This window comes from Peribacillus sp. YIM B13477 (assembly GCF_042787955.1).
GTDB lineage: Bacteria > Bacillota > Bacilli > Bacillales > DSM-1321 > Peribacillus > Peribacillus frigoritolerans.
Genome location: NZ_JBHZPD010000011.1, coordinates 24057 through 49521 on the forward strand (window position 1 = coordinate 24057; position 25465 = coordinate 49521).

The 25465-nt window shown below is 42.5% G+C and carries 26 protein-coding genes, 1 pseudogene and 1 other annotated feature; of the genes and pseudogenes, 2 read left to right on the forward strand and 25 right to left on the reverse strand.

Features of this window, described 5'->3' with window-relative positions; all coding sequences use genetic code 11:
- Nucleotides 1–46 precede the first annotated feature (46 nt).
- Nucleotides 47–1132: a M42 family metallopeptidase gene (locus tag ACFX4H_RS23245; RefSeq protein WP_241634828.1), complete on the reverse strand. Its 1086-nt coding sequence runs from the start codon at nt 1130–1132 to the stop codon at nt 47–49.
- 64 nt (nt 1133–1196) lie between these two features.
- The gene (locus tag ACFX4H_RS23250) at nt 1197–1685 is read right to left on the reverse strand and encodes a dUTP diphosphatase (protein WP_328138637.1); all 489 of its coding nucleotides are present in this window, start codon (nt 1683–1685) and stop codon (nt 1197–1199) included.
- 110 nt (nt 1686–1795) lie between these two features.
- Between ACFX4H_RS23250 and ACFX4H_RS23255 the strand changes: the two genes are divergently transcribed.
- Nucleotides 1796–2176, forward strand: a complete 381-nt coding sequence (locus ACFX4H_RS23255; protein ID WP_034309060.1) for a hypothetical protein — start codon at nt 1796–1798, stop codon at nt 2174–2176.
- A 52-nt stretch (nt 2177–2228) separates the two neighbouring features.
- Here the strand turns inward: ACFX4H_RS23255 and ACFX4H_RS23260 are convergent, their stop codons facing one another.
- The 13 genes from ACFX4H_RS23260 to speD all read right to left on the reverse strand — a co-directional run bounded on the left by ACFX4H_RS23260 (nt 2229) and on the right by speD (nt 12336).
- Complete coding sequence (locus tag ACFX4H_RS23260) at nt 2229–2798, reverse strand: TVP38/TMEM64 family protein (protein ID WP_377436351.1); 570 nt, start codon at nt 2796–2798, stop codon at nt 2229–2231.
- Nucleotides 2799–2858: 60 nt separating this feature from the next.
- Nucleotides 2859–3134 (reverse strand): DUF1294 domain-containing protein, encoded by a 276-nt coding sequence (locus ACFX4H_RS23265; protein WP_057276692.1) that lies wholly within the window; start codon nt 3132–3134, stop codon nt 2859–2861.
- A 68-nt stretch (nt 3135–3202) separates the two neighbouring features.
- Complete coding sequence (rplT, locus tag ACFX4H_RS23270) at nt 3203–3562, reverse strand: 50S ribosomal protein L20 (RefSeq protein ID WP_034309067.1); 360 nt, start codon at nt 3560–3562, stop codon at nt 3203–3205.
- A 35-nt stretch (nt 3563–3597) separates the two neighbouring features.
- Nucleotides 3598–3798 carry a 50S ribosomal protein L35 gene (rpmI, locus tag ACFX4H_RS23275; protein WP_034309070.1) on the reverse strand — a complete coding sequence of 67 codons (201 nt, stop codon included), beginning with the start codon at nt 3796–3798 and terminating at the stop codon, nt 3598–3600.
- 34 nt (nt 3799–3832) lie between these two features.
- Complete coding sequence (infC, locus tag ACFX4H_RS23280; protein ID WP_034309072.1) at nt 3833–4333, reverse strand: translation initiation factor IF-3; 501 nt, start codon at nt 4331–4333, stop codon at nt 3833–3835.
- A gap of 98 nt (nt 4334–4431) precedes the next feature.
- Nucleotides 4432–4568, reverse strand: a sequence feature (ribosomal protein L20 leader region).
- 74 nt (nt 4569–4642) lie between these two features.
- A complete protein-coding gene (locus ACFX4H_RS23285; RefSeq protein ID WP_377436352.1) occupies nt 4643–5188 on the reverse strand; it encodes a GNAT family N-acetyltransferase in 546 nt (181 codons plus the stop codon).
- Between the two features lie 53 nt (nt 5189–5241).
- Nucleotides 5242–5412 carry a hypothetical protein gene (locus ACFX4H_RS23290; RefSeq protein WP_161784856.1) on the reverse strand — a complete coding sequence of 57 codons (171 nt, stop codon included), beginning with the start codon at nt 5410–5412 and terminating at the stop codon, nt 5242–5244.
- Nucleotides 5413–5518: 106 nt separating this feature from the next.
- Nucleotides 5519–7450 carry a threonine--tRNA ligase gene (thrS, locus tag ACFX4H_RS23295; protein WP_249598656.1) on the reverse strand — a complete coding sequence of 644 codons (1932 nt, stop codon included), beginning with the start codon at nt 7448–7450 and terminating at the stop codon, nt 5519–5521.
- Nucleotides 7451–7840: 390 nt separating this feature from the next.
- Complete coding sequence (gene ytxC / locus ACFX4H_RS23300) at nt 7841–8701, reverse strand: sporulation protein YtxC (protein ID WP_230136773.1); 861 nt, start codon at nt 8699–8701, stop codon at nt 7841–7843.
- Nucleotides 8702–8822: 121 nt separating this feature from the next.
- A complete protein-coding gene (dnaI, locus tag ACFX4H_RS23305; protein ID WP_063590462.1) occupies nt 8823–9761 on the reverse strand; it encodes a primosomal protein DnaI in 939 nt (312 codons plus the stop codon).
- Entirely contained in the window at nt 9748–11160 is a 1413-nt protein-coding gene (locus ACFX4H_RS23310) for a replication initiation and membrane attachment family protein (RefSeq protein ID WP_309138933.1), read from the reverse strand. The genes dnaI and ACFX4H_RS23310 overlap by 14 nt, the downstream gene beginning before the upstream one ends.
- A gap of 64 nt (nt 11161–11224) precedes the next feature.
- Nucleotides 11225–11686: a transcriptional regulator NrdR gene (gene nrdR / locus ACFX4H_RS23315; RefSeq protein WP_034309080.1), complete on the reverse strand. Its 462-nt coding sequence runs from the start codon at nt 11684–11686 to the stop codon at nt 11225–11227.
- Nucleotides 11687–11955: 269 nt separating this feature from the next.
- Entirely contained in the window at nt 11956–12336 is a 381-nt protein-coding gene (gene speD / locus ACFX4H_RS23320) for an adenosylmethionine decarboxylase (protein ID WP_034311443.1), read from the reverse strand.
- 503 nt (nt 12337–12839) lie between these two features.
- On the opposite strand from speD, the pseudogene ACFX4H_RS23325 reads away from it, so the two are divergent.
- Nucleotides 12840–13055: pseudogene (locus tag ACFX4H_RS23325) on the forward strand (IS5/IS1182 family transposase); the annotation flags it as partial.
- A gap of 123 nt (nt 13056–13178) precedes the next feature.
- On the opposite strand, the gene ACFX4H_RS23330 reads toward ACFX4H_RS23325, so the two are convergent.
- The 10 genes from ACFX4H_RS23330 to mdh form a co-directional block, all read right to left on the reverse strand.
- Complete coding sequence (locus ACFX4H_RS23330) at nt 13179–14216, reverse strand: glyceraldehyde-3-phosphate dehydrogenase (RefSeq protein ID WP_034309085.1); 1038 nt, start codon at nt 14214–14216, stop codon at nt 13179–13181.
- 158 nt (nt 14217–14374) lie between these two features.
- Complete coding sequence (coaE, locus tag ACFX4H_RS23335; protein WP_034309088.1) at nt 14375–14974, reverse strand: dephospho-CoA kinase; 600 nt, start codon at nt 14972–14974, stop codon at nt 14375–14377.
- A gap of 22 nt (nt 14975–14996) precedes the next feature.
- Nucleotides 14997–15629, reverse strand: a complete 633-nt coding sequence (gene ytaF / locus ACFX4H_RS23340) for a sporulation membrane protein YtaF (protein WP_377436353.1) — start codon at nt 15627–15629, stop codon at nt 14997–14999.
- 79 nt (nt 15630–15708) lie between these two features.
- Entirely contained in the window at nt 15709–16539 is an 831-nt protein-coding gene (gene mutM, locus ACFX4H_RS23345) for a DNA-formamidopyrimidine glycosylase (protein ID WP_034309092.1), read from the reverse strand.
- A gap of 19 nt (nt 16540–16558) precedes the next feature.
- Nucleotides 16559–19183, reverse strand: coding sequence for a DNA polymerase I (gene polA / locus ACFX4H_RS23350; RefSeq protein WP_034309095.1), 2625 nt, complete (start codon nt 19181–19183; stop codon nt 16559–16561).
- Nucleotides 19184–19310: 127 nt separating this feature from the next.
- Nucleotides 19311–20243, reverse strand: a complete 933-nt coding sequence (gene hflC, locus ACFX4H_RS23355; RefSeq protein WP_034309097.1) for a protease modulator HflC — start codon at nt 20241–20243, stop codon at nt 19311–19313.
- Nucleotides 20240–21274, reverse strand: coding sequence for an FtsH protease activity modulator HflK (hflK, locus tag ACFX4H_RS23360; RefSeq protein ID WP_048681237.1), 1035 nt, complete (start codon nt 21272–21274; stop codon nt 20240–20242). Before hflK ends, hflC begins: the two co-directional genes overlap by 4 nt.
- A 397-nt stretch (nt 21275–21671) precedes the next feature.
- On the reverse strand, nt 21672–23450 hold the full coding sequence (gene pnpS, locus ACFX4H_RS23365) for a two-component system histidine kinase PnpS (RefSeq protein WP_063590459.1): 1779 nt from the start codon (nt 23448–23450) through the stop codon (nt 21672–21674).
- The gene (locus ACFX4H_RS23370) at nt 23447–24166 is read right to left on the reverse strand and encodes a response regulator transcription factor (protein ID WP_249598661.1); all 720 of its coding nucleotides are present in this window, start codon (nt 24164–24166) and stop codon (nt 23447–23449) included. The genes pnpS and ACFX4H_RS23370 overlap by 4 nt, the downstream gene beginning before the upstream one ends.
- A 242-nt stretch (nt 24167–24408) precedes the next feature.
- Nucleotides 24409–25344, reverse strand: coding sequence for a malate dehydrogenase (gene mdh / locus ACFX4H_RS23375; protein WP_034309103.1), 936 nt, complete (start codon nt 25342–25344; stop codon nt 24409–24411).
- Nucleotides 25345–25465: the final 121 nt, after the last annotated feature.

Consider the following 25465-nt stretch of genomic DNA (forward strand, 5'->3'; position numbering starts at 1 on the left):
AATGGAGAGGACCTATATTAGGCCTCTCCATTTTTAACTTACTATATTACTCGTAAATGATCCGGTCAACCGCTTCGCGATCGAGTCGTTTAATCACTTCGACAATGAGCTTAACTGCATTCTCATAATCATCCCTGTGAAGCATTGCTGCGTGTGAATGAATGTAGCGTGTGGCAATCGTGATCGCCAGGGCGGGAACACCATTTGCCGTTAAATGGATGGAGCCGGCATCTGTCCCGCCGCCCGGAATCGATTCGTATTGATAAGGAATATTCATTTCATCAGCCGTGTCGGTGACGAAATCGCGTAATCCCTTATGTGCCACCATCGATGAATCATAGATGACGATTTGCGGGCCTTCCCCCATCTTGCTCATCGCTTCTTTTTCGGAAACCCCCGGTGTATCACCAGCAATGCCGACATCGACGGCAAAACCGATATCCGGCTGAATTTTGAATGTGGATGTTTTGGAGCCACGCAGGCCGACCTCTTCTTGCACTGCGCCAATTCCATAAACTATGTTAGGATGGTCGCTGTCTTTCAGCTGTTTAAGCACATCAATGGCGATTGCACAGCCAATTCGATTGTCCCAGGCTTTGGCGAGCAGCATCTTTTCATTATTCATAACCGTGAATTCAAAATATGGCACAACCATATCCCCCGGCTTGACGCCCCATTCCTTAACCTCTTCTTTGCTGGATGCACCAATATCAATGAACATATCCTTAATATCAATCGGCTTCTTCCGCGCTTCCGCTGACAGGATATGTGGCGGCTTGGAACCGATAATGCCCGTTATATCACCTTTACCCGTAACGATCGTCACGCGCTGGGCCAGCATTACCTGGGACCACCAGCCCCCTACCGGCTGAAAACGCAAAAATCCCTTATCATCAATTTGGGTGATCATGAAACCGACTTCGTCCATATGCCCGGTAACGACGATTTTCGGTCCGTTTTCATCTCCCGTTTTCTTGGCGATCAAACTTCCCAGGCCATCTGTCGATATTTCATCCGCAAATGGTGTTATGTATTCGGTCATCACTTTTCTTACTTCACTTTCATTTCCTGCAATGCCTTTAGCATCCGTTAAGTCAGCAAGCATCTTTAACGTTTCATCCAATTGAGCCATTCCCTTACCTCCTTATAACTTACATTACAAGAATAATTATACAGACAATCGATTTCATAAACAATCAGTAGCCTTGCTTTTGCCTTTCGTAATTGACTTCATTTTTGCTTACATATGCTTTTTCCACATCCGCTGCCGAAAATCCGAGCAACTCCCCTAAATGTAAATACGCAGTAAAAACCTTTTGGTAAGATGACTCTGTCAGCTGTGTGCGAAATTCACTGATGTAGCCGTAAATGGAAGTAAATTGAACCGTCAAATCCTCCTGATGGAACTTTAGGGCAGATGGAACTTCCGGTACAAAACCCCGTTCGATCCCGAGTGACAAAATGAAATGAATGCCATCCACATATTCAGCCAAAATCGTTTCTTTATCAGAGGGTCCTTTAAGACTCCAGAATTTAAAACATCTTGTTTCATTGGCAAGCTCTCCAAGCTCCACTAAAAGAGCAAGTATCTTTCGTTCCACCAAGTCTTCCGCACCCAAATCATGCTTGGACTGTATATGCTCATCCAAAGCCGCCTGCATTTCCATTAATTTACTTATGTTCATTTTCATCACTTCTTTCCTTCGTCTTCCCCTAAATTATATCAAATAAATGAAACTTATTAAAAACCCATACGTAAATGAAAGGGAATCACTCTGTTTAAGGAGGTATCTCCATGGTATTGATCATGCGGTTCATTCTTTTGGCTCTCATCATTTTCTTAATCTATACAGTCATTAAATACCTATTTAATCCGAAAAGAAAATTAGAGCTGGCACATGAACAGAAAAAATTCTTTCTGCTCGACGATACAGCCAATATACGAAAGAATTTTTTATTGACGTACAACGGGGTGATGTTTGAAGGGGAAAAGTATTTAGGGACGACGGAACGCTCCTTCGAGGTCATCTCCATCTTCATTTGGCCTAAAAAAGTGGCAGGCCTGAAAGGCTTGAAGCGAAATGATTTCTTGAAAATCGAGGCAGCCTTAAAAAAACAATACCCGGATGCCGTTATTGATTGGAAGAGCCCGGTCAAGGAGTTCTTACAAAATTGAAAAAATCACGCATAATGAAGAGCCTTGAGGAAAATGGACTCAAGGCTCTATATTAATCATCTGAACGAAAAAATTCCTTCCAGGGGACGACCGTCTGCTTCTCTCTCAATAAATAGATCAATAAGGTTAAGGATAATAAAATGATGACGATCAGCGTGGGACTGAAATCTGCAATATAGTGGCCAAAAACCGTGTATACGAATGCTACAGGAAGATTGGTCATGAAGGATAGGTAAAAATAATTTTTCAGCCCTTTATTGGATTCCAATAAACAAAGCGACAGTAAATAAAAGTGTATGAATGGTATTAGCCTGAGTACTGCAATTTGCCGGCTGTTCAGCTTTCGGTTACCAAACAGCTTATTCTTAAGCCGCAGCAGCCTATCCTTTGTTTTCGGAAATTTGCCTATCACGAAATAAAAGGCCATGCTGGACAGCGTCAAACCGATTACCGAATAGATGGTTCCAAAAGCTGCCCCGAATAATACTCCTCCAGACACGCAAACCACAATGACGGGAATGAATAAAAATTGCCTTAATAAATGAAAAGTGATAAAAATCAACGGTGCAAACACGCTTCCAGATTGAACGTAGCTCATCACAAGTGTCAATTTATCATTCATGCTCTCCCTCCAGCTACTCTTTGCTGCTTCTACAAGCATATACATTATACGTGCTACTTATTACAATTGAATGAATACCTTAATCAATAAGCCTATCTGAAGAATCATCAATATAGGCAGACCCCACTTAAAAGCGGCATGCTTCGTCTTATGGCGGAATTGCTTCATCCCCAAAAAGGACCCAGTCCCTCCTCCTATGACTGCCCAAAACCAAAGTGTCTTTTCGCTGATCCGGTACTCCCCGTTACGCGCTTTCCTTTTGTCGATTCCCATTAAGGCAAAGCCGATGATGTTCGTGATGATCATATAAGCAGCAATGAACCATACTCCTTGCATTTCCATTCCCTCCTTTAAATATGTAAAAAGCCACCCTCTTGAAAAGAGAGTGGCTGTATCAGTCAGACTTATTTGTCTAATTGTTGTTTAGCAGCAGTTGCTAATTGAGCAAAAGCTTGTTCGTCAGCAACAGCAAGATCAGCAAGCATTTTGCGGTTCACTTCGATACCAGCAAGCTTTAGGCCATGCATTAAACGGCTGTAAGAAAGACCGTTGATGCGTGCTGCAGCGTTGATACGAGTGATCCAAAGTTTGCGGAAATCACGTTTCTTTTGACGACGGTCACGGAAAGCATAGTTTCCTGACTTCATTACTTGTTGGTTAGCTACTTTGAAAAGAATATGTTTCGCGCCATAGTAACCTTTAGCTAATTTTATTACCTTTTTACGACGTTTGCGAGTAACAGTACCGCCTTTTACACGTGGCATGTTATTTCCCTCCTATTTAACTCGATAAATCGAACTTATTTAATGTTGTCTAGCATATGACGAATACGTTTGAAGTCACCTTTGCTTACAAGGCTAGCTTTGCGAAGCTTACGCTTTTGCTTAGTAGATTTGTTAGCAAATAAATGGCTTGTGTAAGCGTTAGAACGCTTAAGTTTGCCGGATCCAGTCTTTTTGAAACGTTTAGCAGATCCGCGGTGAGTTTTCATTTTAGGCATAAGGTATTCCTCCTCATTACAAATTACTTTACAATTACTTTTCGTTTTTCGGTGCTAAGATAATGAACATGCTGCGCCCGTCCATTTTTGGGTGTTGCTCGATTGTAGCCACTTCTTTACATGCTTCAGAAAAACGAACGAGTACACGTTGACCAATTTCCTTATGCGTAATGGCACGTCCTTTGAATCGGATAGAAGCTTTTACTTTATCGCCTTTTTCAAGGAATTTAATACCGTTGCGAAGCTTCGTATTGAAATCATGCTCTTCAATCGTCGGGCTCAAACGAACCTCTTTCAGACTGATGACTTTTTGATTTTTACGTGCTTCCTTGTCTTTCTTTTGCTGCTCGAAGCGGTGTTTTCCGTAGTCCATGATCCGGGCTACCGGAGGCTTTGCATTTGCAGCAACTAAAACTAGATCAAGATTTACACGAGCGGCAATTTCCAATGCTTCGAATTTCGTTTTAATTCCAAGTTGTTCTCCGTTTTGGTCAATAAGACGAACTTCACGGGCTCGGATGCCCTCGTTTACCATCGCGTCTTTACTAATAGTTAGCCACCTCCAAAGATATTGGCGAATACGAATATTTGAATAAATTCGGTCACGCTCACAACTCGCTTACAGGATATAATCATAATAAAAAAGTGTGGATGCATGTTGCACCCACACTGATAGACTCATTCAGAAAGATCCAAATAATCAAATCATGACCTGTTAACTGCATTGTTTGCGTCAACCAGGTGAGAAGCGGGTGCTTCTTCTTTTCCTCAAACACGTATTCAATTCACTTTAGAAATATATCATAAACACTGATGACTTGTCAAATGCTAATTTATTCGTTTTTTACAACAAAATTAATATTATCAGACATTCAGTTATTTGACAATACGTTTTTAAAAGTAATTTGGACAAAAAATATTCATCATGATACTTTCCATCAAAAAACAGTGATTCCCGCTTTATTCCTTCCTTTTCGAACCCCATCTTTCGATATAAGGAAAGCGCAGGGGCGTTATTTGCAATCACGGACAATTCCAGGCGCCGTATTTCGTTAGTCCGTGCATGCTCCTCCATTTTCTGAAATAGCTTCGTACCGATGCCTTTTCCTCTACCCTTTTCATGGATGCCGATGACGATTTTGGCGGAATGCCTCGTTCGGCCCATTTGATTGCCCAATAAGATTAGGTAACCATTCAACTCATTGCCGCTAGCGGAAACGAGAACAATGGAAGGGGGATTTTTTTCGATTTGCTCCAATTGCTTTTCCATTTGTTTCGCCGTAGCTTTTCTTTCCCCAGGATTAAACAGCATATACCCGGAATCTTCTACATGATTGAACAGAGCAGCCAAGTTACCCGCGTCTTTCCTTGAAGCCTTTCTAATCTCCATTTATCCCCATTCCCCCTTTAGTTGCAGTCCATACTGGCCGAAGCCATCACATGTTAAGAGTCTTCTTTCGCCTTTTTCTTTTTCTCAATGGCGTCCCAAGAAAATAGCGCTATCCAAAAAAACAGGACCGGGACGATGGCATATTGTCGATAATCATCCAATAACAAAAAGATGATGATGACAAGGAATGTCGGTCCGAATAGATAAGTAAATTTCTTTTTCATGCTGCCCCTCCTTTTCATTGCTGTACATATTTTCACATGATGGTTTCATTTTATCATGCCATGATTAAAAAGAGGGACACAACTATATGTGCCCCTCTTTTTGCTATTAACGGATCACTTCCGCCTTAATCGCTGAAACGAAATCTTCAAATGCGATCGTTTCGGATTTTTGTTCACCGTATTTACGTACATTCACGCTGCCTTCTTTGGCTTCATTGTCTCCAACAACCAGCATATACGGGATTTTTTGCATTTGCGCTTCACGGATTTTGTAACCGATTTTCTCGTCACGTGTATCCAGGTCGACACGAATGCCTTGCGCTTTAAGCTTTTCCTGTACTTCTTTCGCATAATCCAAGTGCACTTCAGGTGAGACCGGGATCACTTGTGCTTGGATAGGTGCAAGCCAAGTCGGGAATGCCCCCTTGTATTCTTCAATCAAGTAAGCGACAAAACGTTCCATTGTGGAAACGACGCCGCGGTGGATAACAACCGGACGGTGCTGCTTGCCGTCCTCACCGACATAATTAAGGTCAAAACGTTCAGGAAGCAAGAAATCAAGCTGAACAGTGGAAAGCGTTTCATCTTTCCCTAAGGCAGTGCGCACCTGAACATCAAGCTTAGGACCGTAGAATGCCGCTTCACCTTCCGCTTCAAAGTAATCAAGCCCAAGCTCATCCATGGCGCCTTTTAACATGCTTTGCGCTTTTTCCCACATGTCATCATCATCGAAGTATTTTTCTGTATCCTGAGGATCGCGATAAGACAGACGGAATGAATAATCCTTGATATCGAAATCTTTATATACTTCCAGAACTAGGTTCACAACACGCTTGAACTCTTCTTTGATTTGGTCAGGGCGAACGAAAATGTGTGCATCATTCAATGTCATCCCACGTACACGCTGAAGGCCTGAAAGGGCACCTGACATTTCATAGCGGTGCATCAAGCCTAGCTCGGCAATCCGGATTGGCAGTTCGCGGTAGCTGTGGATGCTGTTTTTATAGACCATCATGTGATGCGGACAGTTCATCGGACGCAGGACAAGCTGTTCGTTTTCCATCTCCATGACCGGGAACATGCCGTCCTGGTAATGATCCCAGTGTCCGGATGTTTTATAAAGGTCCACGCTTCCCATTACAGGTGTGTAGACATGGTCATAACCTAAACGTTCTTCCTTGTCCACGATATATCTTTCGATTGTACGGCGAATTGTCGCGCCTTTTGGCAACCACATCGGCAGCCCTTGCCCCACTTTTTGTGAGCTCATGAACAAGTTCAATTCTTTGCCGATTTTACGATGGTCACGTTCCTTGGCTTCTTCGAGGAAACGCAGGTGTTCGGCTAAATCTTCTTTTTTATAGAAAGCCGTACCATAAATGCGTTGAAGCATTTTGTTTTTGCTATCGCCTCTCCAGTATGCTCCAGCGATGCTCAATAGCTTGAATTCTTTGATTTTCCCAGTTGATGGAACATGAATTCCACGACATAGGTCAAAGAATTCCCCTTGCTCATAAAGTGTTACCTGCTGATCGGCAGGAATCGCATCGATCAACTCCAATTTATACTCGTCGCCGATTTCTTTAAAACGGGAAATCGCTTCATCACGACTCACTTCGATGCGGGAGATTGCCAAGTTTTCGTTGACGATTTTCTTCATTTCTTTTTCAATCAATGGAAGGTCTTCAGGAGTCAATGATTCCTCCAGATCCATATCATAGTAAAAGCCGCCCTCAATGACTGGCCCTACGCCGAATTTAGCATTTTTGTACAAACGTTTGATCGCTTGTGCCATCAAGTGCGCTGTACTGTGACGCAATACTTCAAGAGCATCCGCTGCGTCCTGTGTGACGATTTCGATTGTACCATCTTGTTCAATCGGACGTTTTAAATCATATAATTCACCATTGAATTTTCCGGCAATGGATTTTTTCCTTAAACCAGGACTGATGGATGCAGCGATGTCTTCAGTTGTTGTGCCTTTAGCAAACTCCTTGACCGCTCCGTCAGGAAAAGATATTTTCAGTAGTTCTGACATTCAGTTTCACTCCTTCTTATTTGTTCGAACAAATTACAGGTTTTTGATTCCATTACAACACAAAAAAGCCCGCCCCTGTATAAAACAGGGACGAGCTTAGTAATAAATATCATTAACCCGCGGTTCCACCCTCGTTCCAGCTTGCTTTTCACGGCAAAATGGCACTTGTAACTTGGTAACGGCAGCTTCCCGTCAGCTCATATTCGCAGTATGCCTGCTTTCCGAGCCGAAGTTTAAAGGTGGTAAGTGTTCCATGCGAATAGGAAGCTTACAGCCTGTTGGCTTCCCTCTCTGATAATCAGCGACTAGAATACCCTTGTCCTCATCATAACTTTTAGTTTTTTAATAGTATGTAGGAAATTATAATTTGTTATACGGTGAAAATCAAGGTTAATTTTCTTTTTTCCACGAAAGTTCATTCAACTGCATAGAAAATGACGAAAGTGGCAAGATAGTCGCCCGTTCTTCGAAAATCCTTGAAATGGTCTGGATGAGCCCCTCTTCCTTGTCATCGGTATATATGCACAAGTTTTCAGGAGCAATCGATAAAAGCGGGGCAAGTATCACCGTATCGAGAAAAAGTGAGCTTTTGGCAAGAAGCCTCCTGTCGATCATACTATTGATTTTTGGACGGTCGAGTTTGCTGAATTTCTGATCATAGAAGTGAAAACCGTCCCGGTTGACCAGGTGAAGCTTTCTTAATTTCGACTCCTGCCCTTGAAGGCAATCACGGAGCGTAGCAATGAAATTTTGATAGTCCTGTTCCAGCTTATATTCATCAATCGCCTTGACGACATACTTTTCCAAAGTATGCTGAAACGATTTTAAACGGAAGGTCGTAAAAGAATCGAATGAAAAAGATACCTTTCCAGCCAAGATGCTTTGAAGTCCTTCCTCAATCAATCGTTTCTCCGTACTGAATGCTCCATCTTGATTCCTGGCTCTTTCCGCCTCGATGATGGATGATGCAATTTCAATGATGGCTTCAATTTCTTCCCGTTCCCTATAAAAAAATTTACCGACTATAATTTGCTCCAGAACAGGAAGCGTCTTTTCTTCCAATAAAAAAGAATGGAATGCATCACGAAGCAGAATTAGCCATTCATCACCTGAAGATTCCGTCATATCCACATGCATGCCTTGTTGCGGAATAAATCGAATATATGCTTGAAATTCTGCCCCCAGTGGATGGACAGAAACGAAATTCAGTAATTTCAATGCCTCTGAATCGTTTTGAAACAAAATTTGCACTACGACATCCCCCCTTCCCCCTTGCTTCTTTTTTCATGTATATGGGGATGGGGACGTGTTTAGAAGTAGGATGGGCCTTGTAAGAAGAAAAAAGTGACCTCCATTAAGAGACCACTTTTCTTCATCTTCTCCGATTCACGCCATCAAGCTTGACCGGCTCAGCTAAATATTGAATTCTTTCCAGTACCCGGGCCGCCTTCACTTCTTCTTTCTCACCGCGCTGTGAAAAGGTCAGGTGGTTCTCCAGGCCATTCAAGTCAAAATTCGAAGTGAAAAACGTCGGCAGGTTTTCCAGCATCCTAAATTGCAAAATCGGACCAAAAACCTCATCGCGTCCCCAGCTCGTCATGGATTCCGCTCCAATATCATCAAGCATGAGGATAGGTGCCGTTTTCACCATTTCAATTTTTTCATTGACTGTATTATCACCTATCGATCCCTTAAGTTCCCTCAAATAGTCAGGTACATAGACTATAAGGGAGGAAATTTGCCTTTTTGCAAGTTCATTGGCGATCGCACCTAATAAGTACGTTTTCCCAACACCAAATTTCCCATATATATACAAGCCTTTTTGCCTTTTACCCGGCTCATATTCCATAATGAACGACATCGCTTTACTTAAGACAGACAAGCGTTTGTTTTCATTATCCGTTTGGGTAAAGTCTTCAATGCTGGCCTTTAAAATATCCTTCGGTACATACAGGCTGCGGATCAGCTTTTCCCGTTTCCGCTTTTCATCCTCTGCCAATTTCCTCGGGCAGACTTCATAATGCAGGTTCAGGGCTTTTCCTTGCACCACCAATTTAGGATAATACCCTTGCATCATATTGATGCAGCCATCCAAGCTCGGACATTTATCACACTTATTGCTCTGTGAAGTGAACTCATAAAGCTTCCCCAAGTTTTTATCAATCATTTCCTTCGTGACCGCCGAGCTGTTGGCATTCATGAATAACCGCACTTGTTCGTTTTCAAAAATCTCCTGTTTCAGCTTTTCATAACGCTGTTGAAATTGATTTGTATTGGCCAATTTATTAAGGGACCTATTAATCTTTTCCATCGTTCATTTCACCTCCCGCTTTCCACAGCTTCCATTTCTCCAGAAGTTCGCGTTTTTGGGCATCCAATTCAGGCTGATCCGCATTCTGCTCCTGCTGTGCTTCTTCTTTTTTCTCAAGCCACTCCGGAACCACTTCTTCCCGTATCGCCTTTTTCCGGCTGCCCTTCGCAGCATTCCTGCTTCCTTGAGCCCAGTCCTGATATTTCCTATGTTCATTTTTGGCCAATTCCATCGCCTCGACGACTGTTGAGACCTTCAGCCGTGCCCAATGGCCTGCCAGCTTTTCCACATAACCCTTCGTGAACTTCATATCCGTTTTGAGCATGACATATTCAATCAAGACATTGACGACACCCGGATTCAGCTTTTGATTGATCATCACGCCCTCAACCACTTTCAAATCACCGCTTGACGGCTCTGCACCGCCAGACAATTGCATCAGCCGCTCCCTCGGGGAAATCGTCTCCAAATGACGGATTAACTCTTGTTCCTTTGTTTTCGGTTCTTCTTTTTGTGTCCGTTCACGAATTGGCTGCACCCGATTGACAAGGGAAGGCATATCGGCCTGCCGTTCGATCTGGTACCAGTCCCTTGCCGCCTTTCTAAGCAATTCCTCGTCAATCTCATCATCCAATGAAACGGCATCCATTACTAGTTTTTGCATTTCCAGCGGATCAATGCCATATAAAAAAGCGAGTTTGGCAATCGTACTTTTTATTTTAGGAGTAAAAGCCTTTTTCGGCACGATCGAGGATTTCATCCCGGCAAATAAAAGGTCAAAATCGAATAAGTCATCAAACCCCGATGGCTCAACGCCTTCCGCACGATCGATGTATTGCTGTTCAGGCACCGGTTTCCATTCGTTTTTCGCTTCATCCGTTACATATAAAGAGTCCAAATGATCTGATGAGAATACTTCCGCAAAAGATTTAGTCACACCTTCATATTGATCGGTTAAGATATGGTCATCACAAAAGAACCTCTTTAACCGGTTGAATTGAGCTTTACCGATTTTTTTGTATAAGTAAATATTCAGCATTCCATCCGTGAAAAACTGCTGGGGTGAAAGCGGCGGGTTTAACTCATAAATGAATTCCTTCGTTTCATTTTTCGATTTCTTATATACATTCAACAGGCCGATTCCTTCAAGTAAAAGGCGCGCTTCGTAAATATCACCCAACTTAAGGCCGATGGTATTCATTAATTGATAATGCGAGGAGGTTTCCGACCATAGCCTGTTTTCCTCCAACTCACTCCATAACGTCATATATAGGCTAATGCAGATAGGTCCAATAAGAGGTTGATATAGTCGGGTAAGTATTTTCCGATCATAATCATGAAGCAGCCCCGCAGATGAGACCAAATATGAATCAGCTGGGAGCAATTCTTGCCAATGCATTGACATCTCCATTCAAACCTTTCAAAAGATGTAGTGAAAAAAGAGCCAAAGTGAATCTTCAGCTCTACTTTCTTTCTTTATTTATTAAATCTTTCAGTTCATCAATAAAGACATTGATATCTTTAAATTGTCGATAGACGGATGCGAACCTTACATAGGCAACCTCATCGACTTCTGCCAGCTTGTCCATTACCATTTCGCCGACACTGTCGCTTTTCACTTCCGATATGCCCTGGTTGCGTAGTTCTTTTTCTACATAACTGGTAATTTGCTCTAGTTCTTTCAAGGGAACCGGACGTTTTTCGCAAGCCCTGATTAAGCCACGCAGGATTTTATCACGACTGAACTCTTCACGTGTCCCGCCCTTTTTCACTACAATAAGCGGTGTTTCCTCCACCTTTTCAAATGTCGTGAATCGAAAACCACATGCCTCACATTCACGGCGTCGTCGAATCGATTTACTTTCATCGACTGGCCTGGAATCGAGCACTCTTGTTCCGTTATATTGACATGATGGGCATTTCATCATTATCAGCTCCGTATTTTATGTAGGACTCCCCTATCTAAATGTTCCCCAAGGAATTACTTCTCTATCTTAATCTTATATTAAAAGGAACGGACAGTACAAGTAAAAAGTGTAACTTCCGGCAGCAGGCACTTTTTGTTCTGCCGTTGAAGCACCGTTGCCAAGGGCATTGTGCTACAAGGCAATCCTCTCCAATAAAGTGAATCAGACTGCCGATTCATTGCATTAAAAAAGAGATGCACCCATGGCATCTCTGTGTATACATTTTTTTATAGGGCACTTATATTGGCTTTTTTCATTTGTACAGGACCTAATCCACGTGGTAATTCTATGTTTTCACGTGTTTGCGCATTCAAAGCTTCTGCAATATAATCTGCCGCAATATTCGGATCCAAGTTACCGCATGTATAGACATCAATGCTCGCATAGCCGTGTTCTGGAAAACTGTGAATCGTTAAGTGTGATTCAGAAATGATGACAACCCCGCTGACTCCTTGTGGAGCAAATTTGTGAAAGGCAACTTCTCGTACCTCTGCACCTGATTTCAAAGCAGCGTCAACAAAAATCTTTTCAATTAAATCGATATTGTTCAGTTTTTCAAAGTCACAACCCCAAAGTTCAGAAATGACATGTCTACCCATTGTTTCCATAGTGTAAGCTGTTTCCATATTAAGCTTCCCCCTTACCATGATTTAAAAATAAGTTCTGATAACTACCACGGGGGAAAGTTAGTCCAAAGAGGTCCTAACCCTTTAAGTAGCCATCATGCAAACCGTTTTGAAGAAGTTCACGATTCATAGTATATATGGTTTGAATTTTTTTTGCAACTCCAAATTGAATTTTTGGAAAGATAAACTGTATATGTAATGGGGATATAGCGAAGGTTCCAATGTGGACCAAATTCCGTCATCGGTTTATTCAGCGCCATAAAGCAGCAGGGATTTGATGGATCACTGCATGAAAAATAGCCCGCTAAAAATTTTAGCAGGCTCTGACTTTAGACAAACTCAATAATAATTGAGTTTGTCTAAAGTATATTAGGCCGTTGATTGGAACGTAGGGCACTCGCTTTCCGCGCAGTAGTCTCGAACACCCGCTCCAATCAACTTTGTTTTAACAGTAAGATAGAACTCCTTTTACCTACAGTCTATTTAAGGAAGAAACCAAGGAGATTAAGGGCAGTTCAACTGATACTGAGAGTAGCTACTATTATGTGAATGATGAACGGACAAAATAAGTTTGCCTATTCGTTTCATGCGGCATCATACACAATGGATTTGTGTTAGGGACGATAGTAACACCCGGAAATACGCATGATAATCATATCTTAGAGCTTCTGGTTGAACTAGTGATTGAGAAAGTTGGAAAATCAGGAGCAGATGCAAAAGAAAAGTATGGTATGCGTTAGGTCACCATTTTCTATAACTGCTTCAAATTCAATAAAAAATAAAAATAGCCCGCTAAAAATTTTAGCAGGCCCGGGTTTTTCATTTTATTTTACTGATAATTCGACTTCGGACATTTTTTTCAACTCGGAGCCAACCAATTTTACAAGGTCCACTACACGGTTGGAGTAACCCCACTCATTATCATACCAAGCAAGGACCTTCACTTTCCTGTCCCCGATCATCATCGTTGTCAATCCATCGATGATTGCAGAGTGTGGATTCGTTTTGAAATCACTGGAAACTAAAGGTTCCATCGTGAATTCCATGATTCCTTTGAGTTCATTTTCTGAAGCATCGATGAAGGCTTGGTTCACTTCTTCAATCGTGACATCACGGTTTAAATCCACAACAAGATCGACTAAAGATACGTTTGGTGTCGGTACGCGTATCGCCATTCCATGAAGTTTGCCTTTTAATTGCGGCAACACTAGTGAGATGGCTTTTGCAGCTCCTGTAGTCGTAGGGATCATGCTTTCCGCAGCGGCACGGGCACGTCTCAAGTCTTTGTGCGGGTTATCGATATTATTTTGATCATTTGTATAAGAATGTATCGTTGTCATTAAACCGTTGTTTATGCCGAATTTTTCATCAAGCACTTTTGCAACAGGTCCAAGGCAGTTCGTTGTACAAGATGCATTGGATATGACGAAATGCTTGTCAATTTCCAGCACCTCCTGATTCACTCCCATTACAATGGTAACGTCTTCATTTTTACCTGGGGCTGATAATATTACTCTTTTTGCTCCTGCGTCTAAATGAAGAGCCGCTTTAGAACGATCATTGAATTTGCCAGTGGCTTCAATTACAATATCTATGTTCATCTCTTTCCAAGGCAATAGCTTTGGATCGCGGTTATTTATTAGTTTTACTCGGCGGCCATTCACTACTAGTGAATCATCTTCAGCTATAATGATACCGTCGAATTTACCATGTATCGTATCATATTTTAGTAAGTGTGCTAAAGTTTCAGCTGGATAGCTTGCATTTATGGCAACAATGTCCAAACTCTCGTCTAATATGGCTTTTCGGAAAACCATTCTTCCAATTCTCCCAAATCCGTTAATCGCTATTCTTGAATTCATTGTTCGGACCCTCCAGAAATATTAGTGTTATACTTATTACCTTTCACATGTAATTAGTATAACATAATTCAGAGGAATTGTGCTAATAAAAATGCGGATTGTTCTTATTTTTTCAACATAAAAAGAAGAAACCGGGCGGTTTCTTCTTTTTATCATGATTATATGACATACCATTCGCTAAGTATGGCCTTCACTTGCCGCTTCGTTTCATTAATGTCACCATTATTATCGATGACGGCATCCGCTAAGGCCTTTTTATCGGCCAAGGGCATTTGCGAATTGATCCTGGCAAGTGCCTCCGTCTCCGAAAGACCATTCCTATTCATTAATCGCTTCAATTGTACTTGCTCATCCACATAGATCAAAAGGGTCTTATCCACCATGAATGTCAGCTTGCTTTCGAATAGGAGCGGAATATCCATGAACACCGTTTCTTCTCCTGATGATAGTGCCGCTTCCGTTTTCACCCGCATCCAATTCCTGACGGCAGGATGCACGATGCCATTCAACAGCAATCTCTTTTCTTGATCATTAAATATGATCGATCCAAGCTTTACGCGATCTATATTCCCATCCGTCAATAAGATATCTTCTCCAAATGCCTCCACAACTTGGTGATAGGCTTCTTCACCTGGCTCAACGACAGCACGGGAAGCCAGATCTGCATCGACAATCGTGAATCCGAGTTCCTGTAAATAGAGGCTGACGGTGCTTTTCCCACTGGCAATGCCTCCGGTGATTCCGATGATTTGTCCCATAAGCTCCCCCCTTTTAACCTTATCATAACTTGAATAAACCGATGATGATCAATAATACACCTGGGAGAAAGGTCAAATGCTGGACAACTTTATTATTTGAAAGCAATTTTCCGCTTTGAATTCCGCTCCAAATGAAAATCGAACTCATAACAGCGATGCACCCTGCGAGGATGATCGGTGAAATCCCGATCATAGCCGCTCCAACTCCGGCCCCGAACGCATCCAGCGAAAGTGCAAACCCCAGAACAAGCGCTTCAACACCTGTTATCGTACCTGATTTATCAAAATCGGCATTCAATGGTTTTTGTAAAATATTAATGACTACCCCAAGTGATTTAATTTCAAAATTAAAGATGATCTTTTCATGATATCTATCATCTTTCAAATCCTTTTCAGGCTTAAAATACTGGTATACCATCCAGGCACCAAGAAAAATGAGGATGATGCCGCCTGTTTTTTCAGCCGCCCCGATAGATATGAGCTGACTGATGAATTGTCCGATGACCATCGCTATACCTAAACTCAATGCAGAACAAAATGAGATGACCGCTATTGACCTTAAGGGGATTTCCATCTTCCGCATACCGAATGTCAAACCGACGCCAAATCCGTCAATACTAACTGCAAAAGCGAGAAAAATAATTTGTAGCCACATCGGAATATTACTCCTTCCCTACTCGTTGCTACCCTAGTATATGGAAGGAGCCCATCCGATGTGTTTGAAAAAACATGACCTATTTTAGCGGCTGGCATGACGGGCAAATATGTGTGCCGCGTCCTGCAACAACCAGTTTTTCAAGTGGCGTGCCGCATGTTTTGCAGTTCTCGCCTTTTCGTCCATAAACATTCAGTTCCAACTGAAACATGCCGATTTGCCCTTGGGAATTAATGTATGAACGAATCGTGCTTCCGCCTTTTTCCACAGCTTCACCTAACGTCGCAATGATTTCAGCATGCAACGTTTCGATTTCCTGCAACGAGAGTGAAGATGCCATTCTCTCCGGATGGATACCGGAACGGAATAACGACTCGTCCACATATATATTCCCAATCCCGACGACAACGGTTTGATCAAGGAGAACGGGCTTGATTTTCCTGTTGGTTCTTGCCAACTTCGCACGAAGCCCCTCGACAGTAAAATCTTCGGATAACGGTTCAGGCCCTAAGTGCAACAGGGGCAACTGTTCAAATTCTTCCCCTTTGGCAAATAGATGCATCGTTCCGAATTTCCGGACATCCCTGTACCGAAGTTCACTGCCATCCGTGAAAGTGAAGATCACATGGGTATGCTTATCATACGGCTCTTCTTTTGGATGAACGCCGTATTTCCCTTCCATTCTTAAATGCGAAACCATCGAATAATCATCCAAGGTGAAAATGAGGAATTTGCCCCGACGGCCTATTGCAGAAATCGTCTGCCCCCTTAAGGCATCCTGAAACTGTTCGACAGGCTCAGGCGCTTTAATGATCTTTGGCCAGAAAACGGACACTTCCTTGATCTCTTTTCCGAGTACGAGCTGCTCTAACGTTCTTCTGACTGTTTCCACTTCTGGGAGTTCTGGCATTGCAATCACCTATCTTTTATTATTTGGCATCAAACCATGTTGGCCCGAAAGCATAATCCACTTTAAGGGGCACGTTCAATTCAATGGCATTTTCCATTTCCTCGGGAACGATCACTTTAAGGATTTCGAGTTCCTCAGGAGGGGTTTCAAAAATCAATTCATCATGAACCTGTAGAAGCATTCTCGTTTTGAGCCCTTCCCTTTTCAGGCGTTTATTCATGTTGATCATGGCAAGCTTGATGATATCAGCGGCACTGCCTTGAATCGGCGTGTTCATCGCAGTCCGTTCGGCAAAACTCCTGATGTTGAAATTCCTGCTTGTTATCTCAGGTATATATCGCCTTCTTTGCATCAGAGTCGTGCTATATCCTTTTTGACGGGCCTCATGTATGCTTTCTTCCATATATTCCTGAACACCTGGAAAGCTTCGTAAATACTTCTCGATGAACTCTCCAGCTTCTTTTCTCGTGATTCCAAGACTTTGCGATAGTCCGTAATCACTTATACCATAAACGATTCCGAAGTTGACCGCTTTTGCATGGCGCCTCATGTTCGAGGTGACTTGATCTGCCGATACATGGAATACGTCCATGGCTGTCCTTGTATGGATGTCCATCCCGGCCTGGAATGCTTCCACCAATCCGCTGTCATTGGCGATATGCGCCAGGACACGTAATTCGATTTGGGAGTAGTCGGCAGCAAAAATGATCCAATCCTTTTCGGAAGGAATGAAGGCCTGCCTGATTTTCCTTCCTTCTTCCAGTCTGATCGGGATATTCTGGAGATTGGGATCTGTAGAGCTCAACCGGCCGGTCTGGGTCAATGCTTGGTTGAACCGGGTGTGCACCTTGTCCGTTTTGCCATTGACCACTTTAAGCAATCCTTCAATGTAAGTGGATTGCAGCTTACCAAGCTGGCGATACAGCAGTATTTCCTTAACGATATCATGCTTGCTCTCCAGTTTTTCCAATACATCGGCCGAAGTCGAATAACCTGTTTTGGTTTTCTTCATGACCGGAAGCTCCAACTTTTCAAACAGGATGGCCCCAAGCTGTTTAGGTGAATTGATATTGAACGCCTCTCCAGCCAATTCGAAAATTCGCGCTTCGATATTTCTTAAGCGAATGGCTAATTCCTGTCCCATGTTTTTCAGTCGGCCTATGTCCACCTTGATTCCCTGCCATTCCATATTTGCCAGGATGATCGACAATGGCAGCTCCAGTTCCGTAAAAAGGTGATACTGCTCGAACTCTTGCAGCTTATCTATCATCGGTTCTTTCAGAGAAAAGATCGCCTTCGATTTTCTGGCGATATGCTCCCTCAATTCCGCTTCCTCAGGTATTTTGCGTTTTGCACCTTTTCCATAAAAAACATCATCTGTTTCAAGCCGGATAGTACCTTGGGTTTTCGTGATTTCTGCGACTTCGTCCACTGACTCTGCCGGATCAAGGATATAGGATGCCAAAAACACATCAAAATCGATGCCTTTTATTTCGACTCCCCGATGACGCAGTGCCACGACCGTACGCTTCGCATCGAAAACCGTTTTCTTTTTTGTTTCATCCTCCGCCCAGGATTTAAATGCATCGGAACTCAGAGCATCCTCTCCATGGAAGTAAAAATGACCTTGTTCATTACTGATGGCGATCCCTATTATGTCGGCTCGATGATAATTATCTTCTAAAATTTCAACATACAAGGCACTTTCATCTGCAAACATTCCTTCTGTCATTTCAGCAGTGTGCACCTCTATCTTCTCCTGTTCAAGCGGTGCGCTTTCCGTTACATCCAATTTATCGAGTAAAGTCGAAAAACCAAGCTCCTTATAGAATGAGATGACTCGATCCTGATCCATGCCAGTGTACTCGGTCTCGTTAACGGAAACTTCAAGCGGCGCTTCCCTCGTTATCGTAGCCAGCTCTTTGCTTAATAAGGCCAGGTCTTTATGTTCTTCAATTTTCTCTTTCAATTTTTGTCCGCTTACCTCATCAATCGACTGCAGAAGGTTTTCAACCGTTTCAAATTGATGCAATAATTTAAGGGCAGTCTTTTCACCAACACCCGGAATACCGGGGATATTGTCGGAAGCATCTCCCATCAGCCCTTTTAAATCAATGATTTGCAAAGGGGATAGACCGTATTTTTCATGTATATGCTTTGGAGTGTATTCCTCAATTTCAGTAATCCCCTTTTTCGTGATGGAAACTGTCGTACTAGGGGAGGATAATTGCGTTAAATCCTTATCACCGGAAATGACCTTCACTTCAAAACCATCTTTTTCCGCTTGTAAAGACAGCGTACCGATAATATCATCGGCTTCGTAGTTCTCCAGTTCATACCTTTTTATTTGAAAACAATCAAGCAGCTCCCGAATGAAAGGGAATTGCTCGGATAATTCTGGCGGCGTTTTTTGGCGCCCCCCCTTATATTCTTTAAATGATGCATGCCTGAATGTCGTTTTACCCGCATCGAATGCCACAAGTATGTGCGTTGGCTTTTCTTCTTCAAGAATGCGGTTGAGCATCATGGTGAATCCGTACACGGAATTCGTATGGACCCCCTTATCATTATTCAAGAGTGGAAGCGCAAAAAACGCACGGTATGCAATGCTGTTTCCATCTATGAGCACTAGCTTTTTATCCAAATCCGTCTTCCTCCAGTCATACAGGTTTATGTAGTTATAGCTTCTATATAAAAACGCAAAAAGCCGTTCATTTTCCTTCTCTATTCTACCATGAGTAGAAGCGGAAAGAAAAATGACGGCATCAAGGTTATTTAGTATTTCCCATTAACAAGCTGGCATAAGGGGAATCAGAAGGCAGAACGATGACCGTTTGATCTCCAATCGTTTTCTTGTAGGATTCAAGAGTCCGGTATAGTTTATAGAATTCGGGGTCTTTGGAAAACGATTTATTATAGATTTTCGCTGCTTCCCCTTCCCCTTCTGCCCTGATCACTTCTGCATCAGCCTCCGCAGTAGAAAGCAGTTCCTTCACTTTCCGATCGGTATCCGCAATGATACGGTTTTTCTTCGCATCACCTTTGGACAGGTATTCTTGCGCTTTCGATTCCCGCTCGGAAATCATCCTCTTGAAGACGGATGCTTCGTTTTCGGAAGGCAGGTCAGTCCGCTTGATCCGGACATCCGTCAAGCTGATTCCATAACTGTCCTTTTGCAGCAAATCGTTGACTTTTTCGGTTATGCGGTCGTTTAAACTTCCCCTGGATGACTTCTCATCATTGATGATTTCATCATAATTCAGCTGGCCCAGCTCTGAACGAACTGCCGAATAGATGAACTCTTCCATTTTCGTTTCGGCATTCTCAAGTGTCCTTGCATTTGTAATCAATTTCTTCGGATCTTCTATTCTCCAAACTGCATAGTTATCGATCAGCATCCGCTTTTTATCTTTCGTATTGATTTCCGCTTCGGAAACATCGGAAGTCATCTGATACTTCGGTAAGGTCATGATACTCTGAATGAATGGCACCTTCGCCTTCAATCCCGGAGTCTTATCGATCCTTACCACCTCACCGAATTGGCGGACGACCTTGTATTCGCCCTCTTTGACGATATAGACATTGGTGAAGATGATTAGCAGCAGCGCGATGAAAATAATCAGAAAAATGCCGATTCTCACATAGCCCCTCCAATGAAAATCCCCTTTTTTCAACTCAGAGAAATCTATTATTTTTCCACTCATTGTTTAGTGCCCCCTTCCCCTGTCGCTTTTTCTTCCGATGCATTCCCTTTTTTCGTTTCTTCTTCAGGTATGGCGGCTTCATCAGGGGCAGGAGTTTTTTTCGTTTCCTCCTTTTCAAGCGAGCGAAGCGGCAAGTACTTCATTGTGTTTCCATCATCATTCATAATATAAATCTCAGCATTCGGCAATACTTCCTCAAGGGTCTCAATAATTAGACGGTCCTTCGTAATCCCCTTATTGCCTTTATACTCACTGAGTAATTTTTCAAAGACCGCTACATCCCCGCGGGCAGCTTCCGTACGCGCAGCTTTATCCCCATTGGCCTGTGAAATGATGGCATCTTTTTCCCCTTCCGCTTCATTCATACGCTTATTTTCATATTTATCCGCTTCGTTGATTTTCGTATTTGCCGTTTCACGGGCATCCGTTACATTGGTAAATGCTTTCCGCACTTCTTCATTCGGTAACTCCACGTCCTGGAGTTTAACCGCAGATATGGAAATCCCGACATCATACTTCTCCATTAGCTGTGACAATAAATCGCGTACATCCGCTTCGATTTGCGCTTTACCAGATGTAAGGGCATCATCGATTTTCGTGCTGCCGATTATGCTCCGTAATGCAGCAGAAGTCGTATCGTATAATATTTTTTCTGGATCTTCTGCATTGTATAGATATTTTGGAGGGTCGGTGATTTTCCACTGAACGACTAGGTCGGCCAGCACAATATTTTCATCACCCGTAATCATTTTGGTCTCACTCGGGTAATCCGTCACCTCTCCATCCTCTTCCTTATATCCAAATTTAAGACTGAATGTTTCTTTGGATAATTTCTCGACCGATTGAACTGGCCAAGGCAGTTTAAAGTGAAGTCCTGGTTCCGTTATCGTCTCCTCCACTTTACCAAACGTCATTATGACAGCTTGATCGGATTCATCAACCGTGTACCAGGTCGATATCGCAACTACACCCAAAATTAAAATAAGAAAGACAAGTCCTGTAATTGTATATATCCTTTTTAAGCTAACGATATGTATCACCCCTTCTTTGCAGTTATATCTTATTTACGCAATAAAGGGCCTAAAGTTTCATAAAAATCAAATATTTTCCTAGAAAAATAGGATAGATGAATGGTATACGGGGAATATAGCCAAAATTAAAAGACAGAGACCATGTCTCTGCCTAAGTTTTTTAAGGTTTGTACGATTTGAATGTTGTTGCAGCTTAGACGCAATTCCTACAGGAGTTTTGTCTGCCTGTTCCAATCATCTTTGCTTTAAAATTTTGGTTGAACTTCTAAATAATCAAACAGAGACTATGTCTCTGTCAATGTTTAACTCCTTGGATGAGGGGTTGTACAACCATTGTACCCCTGCATTATGAAGTCCGTTTTAAGGAATTGTAAAGTACATGTAAATAAAATGCCCGCTACATTTTCCCTTTTAAGCTTTTATTTAAAGTGACTGTAAAAGTCGTCCCGGTTCCAGGTGTGCTTTCCACGTTGATTTTACCTTTATGGACTTCTATTATATGCTTGACGATTGCCAGTCCAATGCCCGTTCCTCCTGAATCGCGGCTCCTCGCCTTATCGATCCGGTAGAACCGTTCAAAGATCCTTGGCAGTTCTTTTTCTTCGATGCCGATCCCATTGTCTTGAACTGTAATATCGACGGTCTGTTCATTTTCAATGATGTCAACGGTGACCCTGCCGCCATTTGGTGTATAGGTCAATGCGTTCGTAATCAAATTGATGAAAACCTGTTTGATCCTGTCAGATTCCCCTTCAATGAAAACTGGTTCCGGTGATGTTTTAATTTCAAGGGATACTTCTTTTTCCTTCAGCTTGCCTATAAGCATCTCTTGTATTTCGCCAAGCACTTTCGTAATATCCACGACCCCTGCGTTTAAAACGAATTCCTGTTGCTCCATTTTGGATAAATTAAGCAGCTCCTGAATGAGTTCTTGCAGCCGGTCACTTTCTTTCAAGATAATCGATAAAAAGTGCTTTAAGGTCTTTTCATCTTTTAAGGCGCCATCTAACAATGTTTCAGAGAAGCCTTTAATGGAAGTGATCGGAGTCCTCAATTCATGGGACACATTGGCCACGAAATCCTTCCGCATCTGCTCGAGCCTTTTCAATTCGGTGATATCATGGAAAATGAGGAGGATCCCCTTCCATTCGTCGTGATTCCCGATTATTGGAGCGCCGTAAATCTCAAAATGCTTTCGTTCTATGGCAAGCGGTATCTTCACCTGCCGTTTTATCGTTTTTTCCGTTCGAAAGATCTCTTCGATGATGGCTATCACTTCCTGGTCTTTAATGACCGAATAATATTCCTGAAACAAAAACGTAGCAGCGTTCACACGGAAGCTTTTCTTGAATTCCCGGTTGATCAAGGTCGTATACCCTTTACTGTCTATCAGCAAGACCCCGCTACCGATATTCTCAACAAGAGTTTCCAAACGATCCTGATTCATTTCCCTAGCTATCTCTGTTTCCTGAAGATTCCTCGCCAGTATGTTCAAGGAAGTTGTCAGCATTCCCGTTTCATCGGAATGCCTCCCGAATGTCCGGGTTCCGTAATTCCCTTTTGCCAGTTCAATGGCTGCCATCGTCGCCTCTTCGATCGGACGGGTATAATATGAAGTGATTTTACTCGCAAGCATCAGGATGATGATCAAGGCAACCCCTAAACAAATGATCAATATTTGCCACATTTGTTTATTCACTTGATGGATGGCCTCTATTTCATTGCTATGGACGACAAAGCCTTCGATCTCGCCGTCCTTTTCAACCGTCTTCCAATAATAATGGAGGTCCGATTCGCCTTCGACCACTTCATACCCTTCCCCATTCTTAAGCCCTTTTTCCAAAGTTATTTTGCGAAGGACATTGGCATGGCTTTTAAGTATTTCATTGGATGATGTCGAATCGTATAATATTTCCCCACTCGTGGAAAGAATGGTTAAATTAGAATCTAAAAGGGGTGTCAGTTTTGCCGTCTTCCCTTTTTCCAAAAAGGACTCGATCCCGCCATGCTCCTTAATATATGTAGAAATGAAAAATGTTTCGTTCTGTATACGCTCATTGAACGTTTTAATATAGTAACTTTTGAACAAGTGCCCTAATAAAAAGCCCACGGCCATCAGGACGACCATCACCAAAGTGATGAGGGTATATAAGAGCTTTTTACGATAGGTCGTCATTCCTTTTTAGGCTCCTCAAGCTTATACCCCAAGCCCCTTATCGTTTTAATATAGAGTGGTTTTTTTGTATCTTTCTCTATTTTTTCACGAAGATGGCTAATATGGACATCGACGATCCGTGAGTCTCCCGCGAAATCATAATTCCATACCGCACTGAGAAGTTGATCCCTGGTCAGCACTCTTCCTTTATTCTTCGCCAAATATAAAAGTAATTCAAATTCCTTTGGAGTCAATTCTAATTGCTGTTCATCAAAGAATGCTTCGTATCGTTCCGGGAACACTTTCAATTCCCCTAATTTCAGGAGACCCTCTTCCTGTTCCTGATTTGACTCACTTCCGTTCGATTGCAACTGGGATCTTCTTAAAATGGCTTTAATCCGGGCCACTACCTCCCTCGGACTAAATGGCTTGGTCAAGTAATCATCCGCCCCCAGTTCCAGTCCCAGCACCTTGTCAAATTCATCGTCCTTAGCTGTCAGCATCAAGATCGGTATATTGATTTTTTGCTGGCGAAGCTGCTTACATACTTCAAGCCCGTCCATTTTAGGCAGCATCAAATCCAATACCACTAAATCGGGTCGTATATCCACGGCAGCCTCCAGCCCTTGTTCTCCATCCAAAGCTGTGATCACCGTATAGCCTGATTGTTCTAAATTGTACTGAAGTAAGGTAACTATTGATTGCTCATCATCCACTACGAGAATTTTCTTTGACATTAGATCCTCCTGAATTATGTATTACCCAAAAGACCAATTTCTTGGTCTACTCATCCAATTCCATTATAAAGAATATTATATGAAATTTACACATAAAAAAAACGGAAATAAAGTTATTCCTATCTTCAGCAGGTAGATTATACGCTCCAGGGTTCTTTTGAACGGATTAAAAAACTGCCCGGAGTCGGAATAAGGCGCCTTGGCCTTTTCTTCCAATATCCGGGCAGTCCGATTATGATCTTTTATTGAAGGACTTGCATGACTGCTTTAACCGATTCAACAGATTTTGAAAGTGCCGCTTTTTCTCCTTCAGTCAAATCAAGTTCGATGATTTGTTCAATGCCGTTTGCACCAAGTACAGTCGGCACTCCAAGGTAAATGCCTTCAAATCCGTATTCACCTTCGAGATAAGCGATTGACGGAAGAACGCGACGTTGATCTTTAAGGATCGCTTCAGCCATTTCCACCAAGGATGCAGCCGGTGCATAATAGGCGCTTCCGTTTCCTAGAAGGTTTACGATTTCCCCGCCGCCAGTGCGGGTACGAGCCACTATTGCTTCTAAACGATCTTGAGGGATCAATTTTTCCAAAGGAATTCCGCCTGCATAAGAGTAACGCACTAGAGGAACCATATCGTCTCCGTGTCCGCCAAGTACGAATCCAGTTACATCTTTAACCGATAAGTTTAATTCTTGAGCCACGAACGTGCGGAAACGAGCTGTATCAAGTACACCTGATTGTCCGATAACGCGTTCTTTAGGGAAACCGGATTCTTTGTATACAGTATAAGTCATTGCATCTACAGGGTTTGTCAAAACGATGATTGTTGTATTAGGGGAATATTTAACGACTTCTTTAGTTACTGATTTCATAACTTTTTGGTTAGTTTGAACTAAGTCGTCACGGCTCATGCCGGGCTTACGGGCAATTCCTGCAGTGATGATCACCACGTCGGAATCAGCTGTTTCTGCATAGTCGGATGTACCGATGATGTTAGCATCGAAACCTAGAACAGGTCCTGCTTCCGCCATATCAAGGGCTTTACCTTTTGTAGGGTTTTCAGCTTGCGGAATATCAACTAAAACGATATCACCAAGCTCTTTTTGAGCTGCCAGGAATGCTGCTGTAGCACCAGTGAATCCAGCACCTACAACTGTGATTTTTTTACGTTTAGACATGTTATTTCCTCCTTAAAATATATAAATACTTTTGGAATACTTTTAACATCCTCTGAAAATATATATAAGCCTCCTGGAAAAGCAGCCCGTTCAGGCACTTTTCCAGAAAGCATATAATGAA